The following is a 16,896-nucleotide window of genomic DNA, read 5'->3' as shown; positions in this document are numbered from 1 at the left end:
GCGCTGCTAATTTCTCATCCACTTCAAAACAAATTTAATGAGTAAATGCAAATAAAATCACAGTACCGCATCTTCAATTTTTATGTCACTATGGGAAGGCAATAGAACAAATTATCAGGCTTATTTTTATTTTTAATCATTGAATGGACTATAATTTATATATAAATTCTTATAAGGAGATAGTATGAAAGGTTGCAAATTAAGTCCTGTAGGATTAGGTCTTGCTTTAGGAGTACTATGGGGTTTATCCGTACTAATATTAGGATTATTAGCCTACTTTCATAGCTATGGAAAACCTTTTGTTGAGGCAATGAGTACTTTGTACCTAGGCTATGCCCCGTCAATAAAAGGCAGCTTCATCGGTGGAATTATAGGCTTTGTTGATGCGTTCATCACTGGTGCCTTGATTGCCTGGCTATATAATTTATTTAGCTGCTGTGCTTGTTCCTGCTGTACTTCTAATGGAGAAACAAAAACGCCTAAAGCGACTAAAGCCAAATAATGCAAAGCGTATAGGGACGATTTGCTCCCTATACGCCTAAGGCTGCATGACTAACCCAAATTATGGACGTACGATAATATTATTTTGGACGTTTTGTGGTCCTGCTACTTGACGAGCGATTTGCTCCGCCACATCACTTTGGCGAATTTTTTTAACGTAACCACTTAAAATAACTATATTCTGATTCGTTTCAACTCGAACTTGGCCTATAACAGGATCCCCATTTCGCATTAAAGCTTCTTGAACTGACTGTGCCAAACTCATCTGAGACGAATAAGACGGGAAGGAAGGATAAGAACTAAACAAACCAGGCCCATTACCTGTCTGACAACCAGCCAATAAAAGCAAGGCTCCGGCAATAGTTGTGTTGATTAAATATTTTTGCATCAAAGTCTCCATAGAGAGTAAGTCTAAATTATTATCCTTAAAAGCGGATAAATAAATCCTAATGAGGGCCTAAGCTATTACCTGCTGGCTAAAATCTGAATTCGACCGTTGAATCTATTAAGAGCGACTAATGTGTTGAACTCAGGTTAAATAATAATCACATACAATAACACAGCAAAAAAGTGGAAAACACTACCTGCTAAAACAAATAAATGCCAAAGCAGATGGCTAAATTTCAATCTTTCCCATGCATAAAAAATAACGCCGATAGTGTAACACAGTCCGCCAGCAACCACACATTCCAATCCACCTAATGGTAACAGTTCGTAAATAGGTTTGACTACAACCAAGCACATCCATCCCATTAAAAGGTAAATTGCCGTTGATAAAAGTTCAAATTTATGAACAAAAAATATCTTAAACACCACACCAGCAAGCGCCAGAGACCAAACAAGAATAAACATAGTCCATCCCCACCCTCCTTTTAAAGTGACTAACATAAAGGGGGTATAACTGCCTGCAATCAAAAGGTAAATTGACGCATGATCGACAATACGAAATAAATGTTTCAATTTAGGATCTTTGAAGCTGTGATATAAAGTAGAACTGGCATACATCAACAATAAAGTACTTCCAAAAACCAGGCTCGAAATTAATTTCAAGGCATCCTCTTGATTCATGGCAAAGACTATAAATAGCGTAATCGCAATCAAACTCAGAAGAACACCCAAGGCATGGGTTGTAGCATTGCCAATTTCCTCGGCTTTTGTTTGCAGTTTATCGGGTTTAATCCAAAGCATTCAAATCCCTTATAATGACCTCTTAATAACGTAGGAAAATTTTAGCACAACCAATATTTTTTATATACTTAGGTATCATTAAGGAGTCAATTGAATATTTTAGTCTCTGATTCGCTGCTTAATATACTTAATATAATAGTCCGAGGAGTAAAAGCTGGAGTGTACTTGGAACATTTACTGCTATACTATTTTCTATATATGAAACGCCTACAGGATGTAGAATATGAAAAAAACGAATAAAAGCAAGCCTGTTGAAAAAAATACCCCCCATCCCGATATTAAAAGAAAACAAGAAAAAACTGCTGATTCCTTGCAGAAAAAAAGTGAACCGCCAGAAACGGATAGCCTGTTTCGATTTATGGATAAATTCTATCAGGCTAATCTCGGAAAACTGACTGCCGGAGTGAGTCCAGCAGCTTTGGCCACCTCCTATTTTTCATGGATGGCACAACTTCTCCAATCACCAGGAACCCTGACAAGACTTGCCTCTTATCCTCTATTACATGCAGAAGAGTATGTCTCTAATCTGATCAATCATGACAAACCCGGAGATGGAAAAGACGTTCGCTTTCATACTGAAAACTGGAGTATGTATCCATGGCGTTTATGGGCGGAACAATTTCTCCAGTTTGAAAACTGGTGTTCACAAGCCACAACTAAAGTACCTGGTTTACCCATTCCCGTAAAACGCACTGTAGCTTTTCGCATGCGGCAAATTCTTGATGCCTTATCTCCATCAAATTTTGTCCTAACCAATCCCGATTTATTCCGAGAAACCATTCGTTCAAATGGGCAAAATTTAATACGTGGAACAGAACTGGCCATACAAGATTTCGTTGAAAAAATCACTGGAGCACCTCCTGCAGGAGTTGAAAATTTTATTCCAGGAGAACACGTCGCAGTGACTAAGGGAAAAGTAGTTTTTAAAAACCATTTAATTGAATTAATCCAATATGAAGCACAAACAAAAAAAGTATATAAAGAACCGATATTAATGTTGCCTGCCTGGATTATGAAATATTATATTCTGGATCTTCTGCCTGAAAACTCACTAGTGAATTGGTTAGTTCAACAAGGACATACTGTATTTATAGTCTCCTGGCTTAATCCGGGAAGTGAGGATCGAGATCTCGGAATGGATGATTACTACAGAATGGGCGCTATGGCTGCAATCGATGCAGTTTCAGCAGCAATTCCTGACACCAAAATTCATTTAATGGGTTATTGTCTCGGTGGTACCTTGGCGATGATAACTGCAGCAGCCATGGCAAAAAATGGGGACAAGCGGCTGAAAACCTTAAGTCTTCTTGCCGCACAAGGCGATTTTACTGAAGCGGGAGAATTGCTCCTTTTTATCACTAAAAGTGAAGTATCTTTTCTGAAAAGTATGATGTGGGAACAGGGGTATTTGGACACAAAACAAATGGCAGGAAGCTTCCAAATGCTTCGCTCGTATGATCTTATTTGGTCTAAAATGGTTCAGGACTACATGCATGGCACTCAAAGAGGGATGATAGCACTACTTGCCTGGAATGCGGATGCAACGCGTATGCCATATAAAATGCACAGTGAATATCTGGAAAAATTATTCCTTAACAATGATTTTGCCGAAGGGCGCTTTACTGTTGAGGGACACCATATTGTTGCGGAAAACATCCATACTCCTGCTTTTGTGGTAAGTACGGAAAAAGACCATGTGGCGCCCTGGAAATCAGTCTATAAAACACATTTATTAATTAATAACGACATCACTTTTGTTCTGACTAATGGTGGACATAATGCAGGAATAGTCAGTGAACCGGGACATGCAGGACGCAGTTATTATATTCGTGAACGAAAGAAAGATTCAGCCTATCTCGATCCGAATACCTGGTTAAAGGAAGCACAATCAAAAAAAGGCTCCTGGTGGATCGCCTGGGAGGAATGGTTGGTAAAACATTCAACCACTAAACTGGTTAATCCACCGAGTCTAAATAAAAAACTACCTGCAGCGCCTGGAACCTACGTGCTGCAAAAATAAAGGGTTCAATAATGAGTGACGAGTTTCTTGAAAATACTGTTTTTGATGAATTGACCTTGGGACAACAAGCCAGTTTAAGTCGTACTTTAACACAGGATGATATTGATTTATTTGCAGCAATGTCAGGAGACGTTAATCCAGCTCATGTGAATCCCGATTTTGCTAAAAGTGATGTTTTTCATGGGGTAATAGGTCATGGAATGTGGTCTGGCGCCCTGATTTCTACTTTATTGGGTACTGTATTGCCTGGGCCAGGAACCATTTATCTGGAGCAGGACATTCAATTTAAAAAACCGGTACATATTGGCGATAATTTAATTATCACCATTACAGTCAGCAATAAAAATCCAGATACAAAAACAGTTGAATTTAATTGCGTAGGCGTCAATCAAAAGGGAGAAAAGGTCATTGAGGGACTTGCTAAAGTATTAGCCCCTACTAAAAAAATTCGTATCGCGCGAACCGAACCACCTCATGTTGAAATTCATAATCACGATAAATTTAATGAAACAATTGCATCATGTCGTAATTTACCCCCTATAAAAACAGCAATTGTGCATCCGGTAACCGCACACGTGATTAAAGGGATTGCTGATGCAGTACAAGCAGCACTTATTATTCCAATTTTAATCGGCCCTGCTTCACGCATTAAAGAAGCGGCCAAAGAAGCAGCAATAAATTTAACCTCCTGGGAAATCATTGATACCGAACACAGTGATGCAGCCGCGGTAAAAGCTGTAGAACTTGCAGCGACTGGGAAAGTGGACGCCATTATGAAAGGTTCCCTGCATACTGATGAATTAATGTCTGCTGCAGTTCCAGTCGCTTCAGGATTACGTACCAAATATCGTTTTAGTCATGTTTATGTCATGAACATTCCTACCTATCATAAACCGCTCTTTATTACAGATGCTGCCATTAATATAGCTCCTAATGCAGAGGATAAGGCCGACATTTGTCAAAATGCAATTAACCTTTGGCGAATCTTATTCGATGATAAAACAAAACCTAGAGTGGCAATACTTGCGGCAGTTGAAACGGTTAACCCCAAAATGCAGGCTACGGTTGATGCAGCTGTACTATGTAAAATGGCTGACCGGGGGCAGATTATTAATGGCATTCTAGATGGTCCTTTGGCCTTTGATAATGCAATAAGCAAAGAAGCCGCAGCGGAAAAAAATATAACCTCAGCAGTAGCCGGCGATGCTGACATATTATTAGTACCGGAGATTGAATCAGGGAATATCCTGGCCAAACAACTAACCTTTCTGGGCCATGCAGATGCTGCAGGTATAGTACTTGGAGCCCGGGTGCCTATTATCTTACCCAGTCGAGCCGATTCGTTAAGAACTCGACTGTTGTCTTGTGCTTTAGCAGTTAAAATTGTTGCTGCACGAAACGCTGGAAAAATTAAATGACCGACTCCACCTTACTCATCATCAATTCCGGCTCTTCCAGTGTGAAGTTTCAACTATTCTCTAATACTCCTGAACTTTCTTTGTTAGCCAGAGGGAAGATATCTAATTTAGGGACGAAGCCATTATTTTCAGCAATCAACGAAAAACTAAGGCTACAAAGCCCCTCTAAAGATCTTGATCCTGAATGTAATCATGAGCAGGCAATTCACTTGATACTGGACTGGATAAACCAGAATCAAAATTGGGATATTAAAGCAGTTGCTCATCGTATTGTTCATGGCGGTGAACTATTTACTAAAAGTACATTAATTACTCCCTCAATTCTGAACCAATTAAAACAGTTCAACTCTCTGGCGCCTTTACACCAACCCCATAATTTGGCAGCCGTAGAAATCATTCAACAATTTCACCCTGAATTGCCGCAAATTGCCTGCTTTGATACCGCCTTTCATGCCCATCACTCCTCTTTATTTACTGCTTATGCACTGCCAAAATCGCTACGCGATCGCGGAGTCAGGCGTTATGGATTTCATGGCCTTTCTTTTGAATGGATAGCACATCGTTTAAAAAAAGATTATCCCACCTTGGCTAAAGGCCGGATTATTACCGCTCATCTGGGTAACGGGGCCAGTCTTTGTGCGATGCAAAATGGAATAAGTATTGATACGACTATGGGATTAACGGCCTTGGATGGTCTTCCTATGGGAACTCGCTGTGGGAGTCTGGATCCAGGGGCAATTATTTATATGCTGCGCAATTTAGGTTTGTCCTTAGAAGAAGTAGAAAAAATACTCTATGATGATTCAGGTCTTTTAGGCTTATCGGGTCTAACCAATGACGTCAAAGAATTACAAAACAGCGAGGCTCCGAATGCCCATTTTGCCTTGGATTATTTCTGTCTTAAAGGAGCTCAATTTATAGGAATGATGGCCATTGCTCTAGGAGGGCTTGATGGTATTGTATTCACTGGTGGAATAGGGGAAAATTCGGAGTTAGTTAGAACTAATATCTTAAACAGGATTCAATGCCTACAACCATTTTCTGTGCTGGTTATCCCAGCTAATGAAGAAAAAATGATGGCTATGCATACTTTAGCTCTTATTGGGATATGATAATAAAATGGAATCCGTATGCAGCGAAGGTACGGAATCAATGCAAACCAGCTTCTGCTATGGGTTAAGATTTGCACGTGTCAGATTGAGAGAATAAACATGGAAAAAGATTATTATAAAATAATGGGGGTTAGCCAAGATGCCTCGGAAAAAGACATCAAAATGGCATACCGAAAATTAGCGCGAAAATATCATCCTGACATTAGCAAAGAACCCAATGCAGAAGAGCAATTTAAAGAAATGGGGGAAGCTTACGAGGTGTTAAAAGATCCGGTAAAAAGAGCCGAATATGATCAATACCTTAAAAATCGCGAATTTATTAACCGACAAAACACCCAACAGTCAACTGGTCATGGAGAAAGAGCCTATCAGTTCCAGGGAGGTCAATTCGACAGTGATTTCTTTGAGTCCTTGTTTGGTCATGCCCGCCGCCAACAGCCCCCGATGGCAGGTCAGAATTATGAAGGAAAAATCACCATCAGCCTGGAAGAGGCCTTTCAGGGAACAGTAAAAAGCCTGCAAGTCCCTGTAGAGCAAGGCACAGAAACCAAGATGCAAACCCTTAAGGTCAAAGTTCCTGCAGGAATTAAATCAGGCCAGCAAATTAGATTAGCGGGACAAGGTGCCCCAGGCATAAGTGGCGGTCCACGAGGTGATATCTATTTGACGGTAGAAGTAATGAAACACCCCTGGTTTGATGTGATGGACAATGATATCTACTTCACTCTTCCCATTACTCCTTGGGAAGCGGCTTTAGGAGCTACAATAGTGGTGCCTACTCTGGGTGGAAAAATTGATTTAAAAATTCCCGCAGGCTCCCAGGGCGGACAAAAGTTAAGAATCAAAAACCGCGGTTTACCAGGACCTACTCCGGGAAATCAATATGTACTTTTAAAAATTATTACCCCGCCAGCCTCAACAGAAGCAGCAAAAGAATTGTATCAAAAAATGGCGCAGGTTATGCCCTTTAACCCACGTGAAAAAATGGGAGTATAAGCATGAACAAAGACGATCTTTTAATTGGCGTGCTTATTGAAGAAACCACTACTATTTCTTTCAATGAAGTATGCCGAAAATATCATATTCCTAAAGAACTACTGATTGAAATGATAGAACAAGGTTTATTTCCCAATCAAACCACGCAGATAGAACAAGTCGTGTTGGACCAAAAAGCTTTGCGCCGACTAGAATCTGCTTTTCGCCTCCATAGAGACTTGGGAATTAATCTCCCAGGAGTTGCTTTAGCATTGGATCTTTTGGAGGAAATGGAAAAAATGCGCAGGGAACTTGAGATTTTGCGCAAACACTTCTGATTTAAAATTGCATCATTCCTTATCCTTTAGAGTGATAATCAGGTATCTCTTTAGGATAACGGCCTTTAATCGTTTTAAAATAGGCACTAAATTGGGGAAAATCTTTATTGATATCCCCACTAGGCCAAAAAGGTTCACGAATTCGAATTTCCTTGGTCGAATAATCAAAACCTATCATCACAATCGGAATACCTGCTTGCAAAGCGATATGATAAAAGCCCTCTTTCCAGCGAACCACTGCACTACGAGTCCCCTCTGGGGTGATAGCAAGTACTAATTTATCACTTTGACGATATAATTCAGCCACTTGCTCTACTCTATTAGCCCTCTTGGAACGATCAACAGGGGTACCTCCCAAAGCCTTTAACAAATTACCCAAGGGGAAAAAAAACAATTGGTGCTTGGCTAAAAAATTAATTTTAACCTCTACGGCAAAACGACCTAATAAACCAATGATTAAATCCCAATTACTAGTATGAGGCGCCACAATAACCATATATTTCTTATCTTTGGGTAATTTCCCAACAATCTTCCAACCTATTAATCTTAAAATAAAACGACAAATTGTTCCCATAATAAAAATCTATAGTTGCTTTATTTCAGTATAAACAAATTATTGGCTAATTTGATATTGGTTTTTATAAAATAAGAGACTGTAAAAACAATTGTCATTTCTTAATGGACCTGTACAATAAGGTCAATGTAAAAAACAAATCAAAACCCATGCCCCAATCTGACTCTTTAATCGCGCAACAAACCCTGGACTGGGTACGCTCATTCATCGTTAAATACAATCTTTGTCCCTTTGCTAAGGGGCCCGTTAATAAAGGAAAACTAAGAATAGCGGTATCGAATACCTCCAAAAAAGCCCAGGCTCTCGAAGATTTAATGACAGAAGTTCAATTTTTAGATAACAATCCAGAAATAGAAACCACCCTGCTGGTTTTTACCAATTCCTTTAAAATTTTTTTTACTTATCTGGATTTTGTCGATATAGCCGAACGTCTGCTTCAAGAGCAAGACTATGAGGGTATCTATCAATTGGCTACCTTTCATCCAGATTATTATTTTGCCGATACCGATCCGGAAGACGTATCCAATTATACCAATCGCTCTCCTTACCCTATGTTACATTTGTTGAGAGAAGACAATCTGGAAAAAGCCATTTCCGCGTATGGTGACACAGAAATGATTCCACAAAGAAATATTGAGACCCTTCATGAATTAGGCTTAGAAAAAATTAAAAAAATTCTTGAGGGCTAAAAGCCAGTATGCCCCCATCTTTAGCTAAACACCATCCTGAACAAAGTGAAGGTTCTCCCGCTTATGTCAGGAGATCTCTCACTTCGTTCGAGATGACGTACTCCGGTCAAACGTCATCCCGAACAAAATGAGGGATCTCCAACTGTGGGCACGGTACTCATTTAAAGAGAACACTATCCTCATTCGATGGCCTATCCCGGTCAAACGTCATCCCGAACAAAGTGAGGGATCTCCAACTGTGGGCACGGTACTCATTTAAAGAGAACGCTATCCTAATTCGATGGCCTGTTCCGGTCAAACGTCATCACGAACAAAGTGAAGGCTCTCCAACTGTGGGCACGATACTCATTTAAAGAGAACACTATCCTCATTCGATGGCCTGTTCCGGTCAAACGTCATCACGAACAAAGTGAGGGATCTCCAACTGTGGGCACGGTACTCATTTAAAGAGAACACTATCCTCATTCGATGGCCTGTTCCGGTCAAACGTCATCCCGAACAAAGTGAGGGATCTCCAACTGTGGGCACGGTACTCATTTGAGGAGAGCTCTCACCTCGTTCAAGATGACGTTTGGTCGAAAAATAGCGGTCAATAATTATCTGTCATTCCAATAATGTACTAAAATTATAGATATAAAACCCAATCTATTAGGTGCATCATGAAAAAACCAGATCCAGCACTTACTTGCCCCAATCCACGGTTAATCTCCGCCATTTACTTTGGATTACTATCTGTTGTAGGCACGATACTCATTAATGCTTTTCTTACCTCTCTAGGAGTCGAAGAAAAAATTCCCGTTTTTGAAGCAGTAATTTTAGGAATGGTTATCGCTTCATGCACAGGAGCAGTAATGGGGGAACATATTATTCATTGTGAAAAACCATACAAAGTCAAAACTTTTTGGATGGGTTTTTTTATGGTGATAGCCTCTTTACCAATTTTTGATTTAGGCCTTGTTTTCTTTATGTACCATGAAAATTCGAGTATATTGTACGTTGCACAGCTGCATAATATGGTTTACTTCTATCTATACGTTCTGGCCTACAGCTACGTTCTTTTCGGAATCGCACTGGCCATAGGTGCAGGATTAGCCGCTATGTATTTACGGGGCCAATTGGTATACGATATTTTATCCACTTATCAGCCCAATGAAGAAATAGAAAAATTGCCGGAATCCCCTGTTGAAAAAAACAAAATAGAGCATTCTGACCGGGTGCGTATCACCCATCACTAAGAAGGTCGGCTTCCAAATCGTAGGTAGGTAAATTTAATAAATGCGGTATTTAGATAATAAGAATCAACTTCTTGATTTATTAACTCAAGGGGCCACAGTTATAACCCCGAATAATAGATTAAGCGCGGCTCTATTAGAGTATTTTTTTACTTATTCCAATCAAAAAACAGTGGATAAACCCATATGTTTGCCTTATAACACGTTAATCATTAATACCTATCAGCGATTAAAATTTTTAACGCCTGAACAGTCTTATCCTACCTTATTAAATGAAGCTCAATGTCGTCACTTATGGCAAACCATTATAAAATCGGATACTCATATTACGTACAGTGAAGGCCTGCTTAAAGCAGTAATGCAAGCATGGGAATACAGTCAACAATGGCAGCTTACCCCCGAAAATCCAGCGTTCCAATACACACCACAAACCCAAACGTTTCAACGGTGGTGGCGAACCTTTAATAGTCAACTCAAAGATCTCAATGTCATCACGGAACGCCAATTGATTCCCTATCTGATTGATGCTGCCCATCCCCTGTTTTTTCAACCGGTTATTTGGGTATGTTTTGACGAGTTCAACCCCCAACAATTGACACTCCAGCACTATTTAAATAATGAAGGACTAACCCAATATCGTTATGATTTAAAAGAACACTCGAATATACCTAAGGTATTGTCTGCAAAAGATAATAAAGAAGAATACCAACAATTAATGTCTTGGTTGAATTTAAAAATAGATAAAGGGGAACAGCGTATTGGTGTTGTTGTTCCAAATTTAGAACAGGAATCCCGTTCTTTACAAAGAATATTACAGCGTCATTTTAACCCTACTGTGTTTAATATATCGTTGGGCCAATCACTGAGTGAGTTTCCTCTGGTTGCCCATGCTCTTTCCTGGTTGAATCTTGAGAGTACCACCATTAATCACCACCAGACATCATTACTTCTTCAATCTCCTTATATTGGCAATGCAAAAGAGGAATTTATAGCGAGATCACACTATCTACAAGACAGTACATTACTGCAGGAGCAAAAGTGCTCCTTAAAAACGCTAATTACCGATCTAAACACTTCAGCCCCAAAACTCGCAGCCCTTTTAGGAAAGATCACTCCTTATCCCCCAAAAGCATCACCTGAGGAATGGATATCCTTATTCCAAGAGCGCTTAAATTCTATGGGTTTTCCGGGAGACTACGGACTGGATTCAGAAAGCTACCAATGCTTTAATCGTTTTACCGCAGTCTTTGATGAGTTTCGTCAATTAAGTCTCATCAGCGCTACTTTAAATATCAAAGAAGCCATTGCTGCCTTCACTCATTTGACTGATAACACCATATTTCAGGCACAAAAAAAGAATGCGCCCATTCAAATATCAGGTTTGCTGGAAGCATCCGGTTGTGAGTTCGATAGTCTTTGGGTCATGGGATTAAGCGATCAATGCCTACCCCAAAAAACGCGATTATCTGCTTTTATTCCGCCGCAACTGCAACGTGAATTATTTATGCCTCATAGCGTTCCGGCGCGTGAATTACAATTTGCCAAACAAACCCTGCAACGATTACAAAGAGGCAGTGCCGAAACAGTATTTAGTTACTCACGGCTCCAGGGAGACACCCCAAATCTGCCTTGTGCTTTAATTACTGATTTTCCCAATTTCGTACCGTTGCCTCCAATCTTTGAACCAGCAATGCAATCCTTTTTAATGGCCAGAGAAGAGATCTATAATCTACCTTTACGTTCAGAGGAACATGTTTCAGGCGGTACTGCTTTATTAGCCAATCAAGCAAAATGTCCTTTTAAAGCATTTGCAGAACATCGGCTTAAAGCAAAGCCCTCCGCCTATACATCCGATGGCCTGAATAATAAAGAAAAAGGTCAGATCATTCATAAAGTAATGGAATTACTCTGGCAAACTCTGCAAAGCCAGGAGGAATTATTCAATCTAAGTCCTAAGGACTTAGATCTCCTTATTGAAAAAGCAATTCATGCAGCCTTAAGTCCTGTCAAACAGGTGCAGCGCGATTCTTTTTCCAATTTAATTGAAGAAGTCGAATACTCCCGTTTAAAACGACTGGTACTTGCAAGCCTGGAATGGGAAAAGAAACGCCCTCCTTTTACCATTGCAGCTATAGAGCAATCTTACTCCATCAATTTAGCCGGTTTGGATTTTAAAGTACGTGTTGACCGCCTGGATCAAGTCGCAGACAAAAAATGGGTCATAGACTATAAAAGCAGTCTCCCTGCGAGTAAACCCTGGAACGAAGACCGACCAAAAGAACCACAATTATTGCTATATGCTTTATTGGATGAGCACATCAATACTCTGTTATTGATGCAACTCAAAACAGGGAAAATTACCTGTAGCGGATTGAGTGAGGAAAAACTGGATCTCAGTGGTCTCTCCTCATTAAAAAAAGGCGAAACATGGGAAGAGTATAGGAATCACTGGCAACAACAATTAACTCTTCTGGCAAACGAGTTTCAACAAGGACACAGCGTACCAAACCCGGTTAACTCCATTGTGTGTCAACAATGCGATTTTCAAAATCTTTGCCGCTTTCAAATTAACCAATAGAGACGAATCATGCATCATTTAATTCTGGGTTATGGTTATTGTGGTTACTATTTAGCCCAAGAGTTATTAAAGCACGATCAGCAAGTTACCGCCCTATCCCGTCATTTGAATCCTGAGTTACAGCAGCCTGGATTAAGCCACGTTACCCATGATTTAAACCAACCATTCAATTGGACTGAATCCAATACTATTGTTTATTACTTGATTCCACCTCAGCCACAAGGGGAAAGAGATATTTTTTTACGTCAGTTTCTCAGTCACAATAGGGTTAATGCTAGAAAAGTAATTTATTTTGGCTCAAGTGCTGTTTATGGCAATCATCAAGGCAACTGGGTGAATGAACAATCAACCTGCGTCATTAACAACGCACGTCAATTGCGTCGGCTTGATGCAGAACAGCAATGGTTAAGTTATTGCAACCAAAATTCAATACAAGCAGTATTGCTGCGAGTTGCAGGAATTTACGGGCCTCAGCGTTTACCTATAGAGGCAGCTAAAGCTCAAACGCCGATAATAGAAAAAGATAAAGCCCCTTATACTAATCATATTTATGTAAGAGATTTAGCAGCCATCTCTTACTTGTTGGCACAGTGTCCAACGCCCCACACGCTCTATAATATTGCCGATGGTGCTCCCCAACCTATGGGAACCATCCAGAAGAAGGTAGCTAAAGCCCTGGGGATTAAGCCAGCCCCCTATGAGTCTTGGGAACAAGCATGGGAAAGAGCCAGCCCAATGAAACGTGAGTTCATGCAAGGGTCAAAACGTCTACAGATAGATCGATTAAAACAAAGCCTTAAATCCAGTCTATCGTTGAGTCACTTGAACGATGCCATTCAACAAAGTTTGAGCATATGAAGATTTTGAAAGCGTCCATGGGGTAGAATCGCGAAAAAAAAATATATTTTTCAAAAAGTTACAAATATAATCCTTGTCTCATCCCGATTTCAACAATAAAATAAAAATAGCCTACTGGATAGAAAATCTGGCTGAGTTCGCAGACTGTGACAAAAGTCAGAAAAAGGCTTCGCTGAAGCACAATCGCGGCTATACCTATAGGTATTTTTATTAAATTTCTTTCGAACCTCACTCAGGTAACTTAAGGACAAGATGAATGAGACAACACTACAAAATCACGCTAAAATTTTTTTTGCTGTTCCCCTTGCTTACTGCGGCAACAGCTCAGGCAGCAGCTCCTTTGTGGACCTTAACCCCTGCCCCAGGCTCCAATCCTACCCAGGAAGTGCCCCAAAACAGCACAGCCACCGTGGACTACGTGGTTCAAAACCAATCAAGACAATCCAAGAATGTGGTACTTTTACCCACAGCAGGGATTCAACAAACCACTCCCTGTCGCATGGCGCCAAACGGTCAACCAGGCAGCAGCTGCACACTCAACCTGCTGATTACCAGCAATGCCTTACCGCAAGGCGGTGTCCGCGGTGGCCCTGTAGTATGTCAGGCAAACGCCGATGGCAGCCCTAATCTCAACCAGTGTTATCAACCCTCAAAACAGGAAGAGCAGTTAAAGGTAAGCCAAACGACCACAACACAACAGGCCACACTAACACTTACCCCCACCAATCTAAGTTTTGTTGCCGGCACGATAAGCAGCACCATTACCTTAACCAATACCTCCACCTTGGTGACCGCAACAGGCCTTAGTCTTACTCCCTCAACGAATTTAATGTTGGTCAATAATGCCTGCGGCAACACGCTCTTACCTCAGGACTCCTGTACTTTTGCATTGACCTCTTCTGTCGTGAGTACAGGAAACACCGTAACTGCTAAAGGGACTAATACCCCCACCGCGCAGCTAACCGCTTCAATTACTCCCATTCCTTTACGCTTAGCCGCCGTGGGATATTATAACAATGGGAGTCGGAATATTCCCTTAAGTTATACCTCCAGTGATAATGGCGTCACCTGGAGTCTCTCCACTATCCTCCCTCCGGCACAAGGAGGGAGTGATAATTATCTTCAAGGTATTTCCTGCGACAGTGCGGACCATTGTGCGGCCGTGGGATATTATAACAATGGAATTAGGTATGCTCCCTTAAGTTATACCTCCAGCGATAACGGGACAACCTGGAGTCTCTCCACCACCCTGCCCCCGGCTCAGGGTATTGCCTCTAATACCCTTTCGGGGATTAACTGCGACAGTTCCGGGCATTGTGTAACAGTGGGATATTATCCATCTGGAGGTCGTTATGTTCCCTTAAGTTATACTTCCAGTGATCATGGAGTCACCTGGAGCCTCTCCACTACTCTGCCTCCAGCACAGGGTAGTAGCACCAATTTCCTATATAGTGTTTCCTGCGAGGGTACTGGCCATTGTGTAGCCGTGGGATATTATAACAATGGAAGTCGGAATATTCCCTTAAGTTATACCTCCAGTGATCATGGAGTAACCTGGAACCTCTCCACTACTCTGCCTCCAGCACAGGGAAGTAGCTCCAATTACCTACCTAGTGTTTCCTGCGAAGGTACTGGCCATTGTGTAGCCGTGGGATATTATAGTCTGGCTGCGCCCCCCTTAAGTTATACCTCCAGTGATCATGGAGTAACCTGGAGCCTCTCCACTACTCTGCCTCCAGCACCGGGAAGTAGCTCCAATAACCTACAGAGTGTTTCCTGCGAGGGTACTGGCCATTGTGTAGCCGTGGGGAATTATTTCAATGGAAGTCGTTATGTTCCCTTAAGTTATACCTCCAGTGATCATGGAGTCACCTGGAGCCTCTCCACTACTCTGCCTCCAGCACAGGGTAGTACCTCCAATTTTCTATCTGGTGTTTCCTGCGAGGGTACTGGCCATTGTGGAGCCGTGGGATATTATAACAATGGAAGTCGGCCTGTTCCCTTAACTTATACCTCCAGTGATCATGGAGCAACCTGGAGTCTCTCTACTACCCTGCCCCTGCCACAAGGAGGTAACGCTAATTTTCTTTTTGGTGTTAGTGGTAACGGGCTTTAGTGGAGGAATGACACGGTTGTGTGCCAATGCACACAACCTATAAAACAGGCATCGATTTAGCAAAGCCAGTCGGGCGCAAATATTCAAGAAAGAAAAATTGCCCACTGGCAACAAGGAGGGTTATAGATTCGCTGACTAGTGCTCATGAAGCAACCCGGAGTCTCTCCACTACCCTCCCCCCGACACATGGAAGTGACAATAATTTTCTTCTGAGTGTTTCCTGCGACAGTGTTGGCCATTGTGCTTCCGGGCCAGAAGAAAAGTTGGGCGAAAAGCAACTTTATTTTTAAAATAATGTATGCTATAAAACGCCACATTGCTAATCATTTACAATGGTTGCCCATCTATTTTCCTTAATCTATAAAGAGATAAATTATGCCTTCATATAATAATGCAGAATTACTGGCACAAAGAATAGCGGACTGTAATGTTCAATTAGACTCTCTTTTTGCTGATTTGGATATAAACAGCACTCTTAAGATGCAGTTAGGGCAGATCAAATATTTTTACCAACGCGCTTTTGATAAAACCTCAAACGAAAAAAATGCACTAAGAATTGCTTTACAATACGAGCAATTTATTATCACTGCTACTGAAGTAAAATTAGGACAATTAACAGCCGATGGAGCCAACGACATAATAGCGGATACAACTGACGACAGACAATTTAATATTGTAATGTACAATATTCTTAAAGTATGTGAATTATTTTTCTGGACCGCTGTAGCAGCGGCTGCCTATGTGGGGTGTATCACCACCGGAATCCCTTTATTGTTTCTTGAACCGTTTACCGGTTTCGCGGTCACGGCAGGAACCTCTCTCTTATTCGCAGCAGCAGTACATCAGGCTGGAGAGTGTTTTGAAGAATTTAAAACTTTTGCTCGCATCAACGCCGAAGACACTCGAGAAAGAAGCGTCATTTCATTTTTTAGTAGTCAACCACTGCGAAGAGTAGAACAAACAGCTCCTGATGAAGATTTAGAATCATCTTCTGAGCCCACAATTTATACGGCATGTAATTAAACAGTATCGGGGCTCAGTTTAAGGCTAGATTGCCGCGAAACCTGCGCCACCTCGAGCCCCCACTACGTCACATCGAGCCCCGGCTACGTCATCTCGAGCCCTGGCTACGTCATCTCGAGCGTCAGCGAGAGATCTCCTCAAACTGGCACCGTGCCACCATCAGAAGATCCTTCACTGCGTTCAGGATGACGTTGCCCAGCCTCAAACCACTCCCTACGTCACATCGAGCCCCGGCTACGTCATCTCGAGCCCTGGCTACGTCATCTCGAGCGTC

At 41.4% G+C, this 16,896-nt stretch carries 15 protein-coding genes; 12 read left to right on the top strand and 3 right to left on the bottom strand.

Translation table 11 applies throughout. The features are described from left to right. The first annotated feature begins 184 nt into the window (after positions 1 to 184). Positions 185 to 502 (top strand): bacteriophage holin, encoded by a 318-nt coding sequence (locus LOX96_RS11310; RefSeq protein ID WP_250421900.1) that lies wholly within the window; start codon positions 185 to 187, stop codon positions 500 to 502. A gap of 60 nt (positions 503 to 562) precedes the next feature. Here LOX96_RS11310 and LOX96_RS11305 read toward each other — a convergent pair whose 3' ends face one another. Both LOX96_RS11305 and trhA read right to left on the bottom strand, forming a co-directional pair. After that, a complete protein-coding gene (locus LOX96_RS11305) occupies positions 563 to 889 on the bottom strand; it encodes a BON domain-containing protein (RefSeq protein WP_250421898.1) in 327 nt (108 codons plus the stop codon). A gap of 146 nt (positions 890 to 1,035) precedes the next feature. Beyond that, positions 1,036 to 1,689 carry a PAQR family membrane homeostasis protein TrhA gene (gene trhA, locus LOX96_RS11300; protein WP_250421896.1) on the bottom strand — a complete coding sequence of 218 codons (654 nt, stop codon included), beginning with the start codon at positions 1,687 to 1,689 and terminating at the stop codon, positions 1,036 to 1,038. A gap of 223 nt (positions 1,690 to 1,912) precedes the next feature. On the opposite strand from trhA, the gene LOX96_RS11295 reads away from it, so the two are divergent. From LOX96_RS11295 to LOX96_RS11275, 5 genes are all read left to right on the top strand, one after another. Beyond that, positions 1,913 to 3,709, top strand: coding sequence for a PHA/PHB synthase family protein (locus tag LOX96_RS11295; protein ID WP_250421895.1), 1,797 nt, complete (start codon positions 1,913 to 1,915; stop codon positions 3,707 to 3,709). 11 nt (positions 3,710 to 3,720) lie between these two features. Beyond that, the gene (locus tag LOX96_RS11290) at positions 3,721 to 5,127 is read left to right on the top strand and encodes a bifunctional enoyl-CoA hydratase/phosphate acetyltransferase (protein WP_250421893.1); all 1,407 of its coding nucleotides are present in this window, start codon (positions 3,721 to 3,723) and stop codon (positions 5,125 to 5,127) included. Continuing rightward, the gene (locus tag LOX96_RS11285; RefSeq protein ID WP_250421892.1) at positions 5,124 to 6,239 is read left to right on the top strand and encodes an acetate/propionate family kinase; all 1,116 of its coding nucleotides are present in this window, start codon (positions 5,124 to 5,126) and stop codon (positions 6,237 to 6,239) included. Before LOX96_RS11290 ends, LOX96_RS11285 begins: the two co-directional genes overlap by 4 nt. Before the next feature lie 99 nt (positions 6,240 to 6,338). Then, on the top strand, positions 6,339 to 7,235 hold the full coding sequence (locus LOX96_RS11280) for a DnaJ C-terminal domain-containing protein (protein ID WP_250421890.1): 897 nt from the start codon (positions 6,339 to 6,341) through the stop codon (positions 7,233 to 7,235). 2 nt (positions 7,236 to 7,237) lie between these two features. After that, a complete protein-coding gene (locus tag LOX96_RS11275; protein WP_250421888.1) occupies positions 7,238 to 7,552 on the top strand; it encodes a chaperone modulator CbpM in 315 nt (104 codons plus the stop codon). A 19-nt stretch (positions 7,553 to 7,571) separates the two neighbouring features. On the opposite strand, the gene LOX96_RS11270 is transcribed toward LOX96_RS11275, so the two are convergent. Then, positions 7,572 to 8,126 carry a lysophospholipid acyltransferase family protein gene (locus LOX96_RS11270; RefSeq protein ID WP_250421886.1) on the bottom strand — a complete coding sequence of 185 codons (555 nt, stop codon included), beginning with the start codon at positions 8,124 to 8,126 and terminating at the stop codon, positions 7,572 to 7,574. 149 nt (positions 8,127 to 8,275) lie between these two features. Here LOX96_RS11270 and LOX96_RS11265 point away from each other — a divergent pair, with 149 nt between their 5' ends. The 6 genes from LOX96_RS11265 (at position 8,276) to LOX96_RS11240 (ending at position 16,622) form a co-directional block, all read left to right on the top strand. Further along, positions 8,276 to 8,815: a DUF1415 domain-containing protein gene (locus tag LOX96_RS11265; RefSeq protein WP_250421885.1), complete on the top strand. Its 540-nt coding sequence runs from the start codon at positions 8,276 to 8,278 to the stop codon at positions 8,813 to 8,815. A gap of 659 nt (positions 8,816 to 9,474) precedes the next feature. Further along, positions 9,475 to 10,050 (top strand): hypothetical protein, encoded by a 576-nt coding sequence (locus LOX96_RS11260; RefSeq protein WP_250421884.1) that lies wholly within the window; start codon positions 9,475 to 9,477, stop codon positions 10,048 to 10,050. A 40-nt stretch (positions 10,051 to 10,090) separates the two neighbouring features. Continuing rightward, a complete protein-coding gene (locus tag LOX96_RS11255; protein WP_250421883.1) occupies positions 10,091 to 12,625 on the top strand; it encodes a PD-(D/E)XK nuclease family protein in 2,535 nt (844 codons plus the stop codon). Positions 12,626 to 12,634: 9 nt separating this feature from the next. Further along, on the top strand, positions 12,635 to 13,483 hold the full coding sequence (locus LOX96_RS11250; protein ID WP_250421882.1) for an SDR family oxidoreductase: 849 nt from the start codon (positions 12,635 to 12,637) through the stop codon (positions 13,481 to 13,483). Positions 13,484 to 13,739: 256 nt separating this feature from the next. Next, complete coding sequence (locus tag LOX96_RS11245; protein ID WP_250421881.1) at positions 13,740 to 15,599, top strand: sialidase family protein; 1,860 nt, start codon at positions 13,740 to 13,742, stop codon at positions 15,597 to 15,599. Positions 15,600 to 15,974: 375 nt separating this feature from the next. After that, entirely contained in the window at positions 15,975 to 16,622 is a 648-nt protein-coding gene (locus tag LOX96_RS11240; protein WP_250421880.1) for a DUF5638 domain-containing protein, read from the top strand. Positions 16,623 to 16,896 lie beyond the last annotated feature (274 nt).

This window comes from Legionella maioricensis (assembly GCF_023618015.1).
Lineage (GTDB): Bacteria > Pseudomonadota > Gammaproteobacteria > Legionellales > Legionellaceae > Legionella > Legionella maioricensis.
The sequence above is the reverse complement of the archived record's forward strand: the minus strand, read 5'-3'. Positions and strand labels throughout refer to the sequence as shown.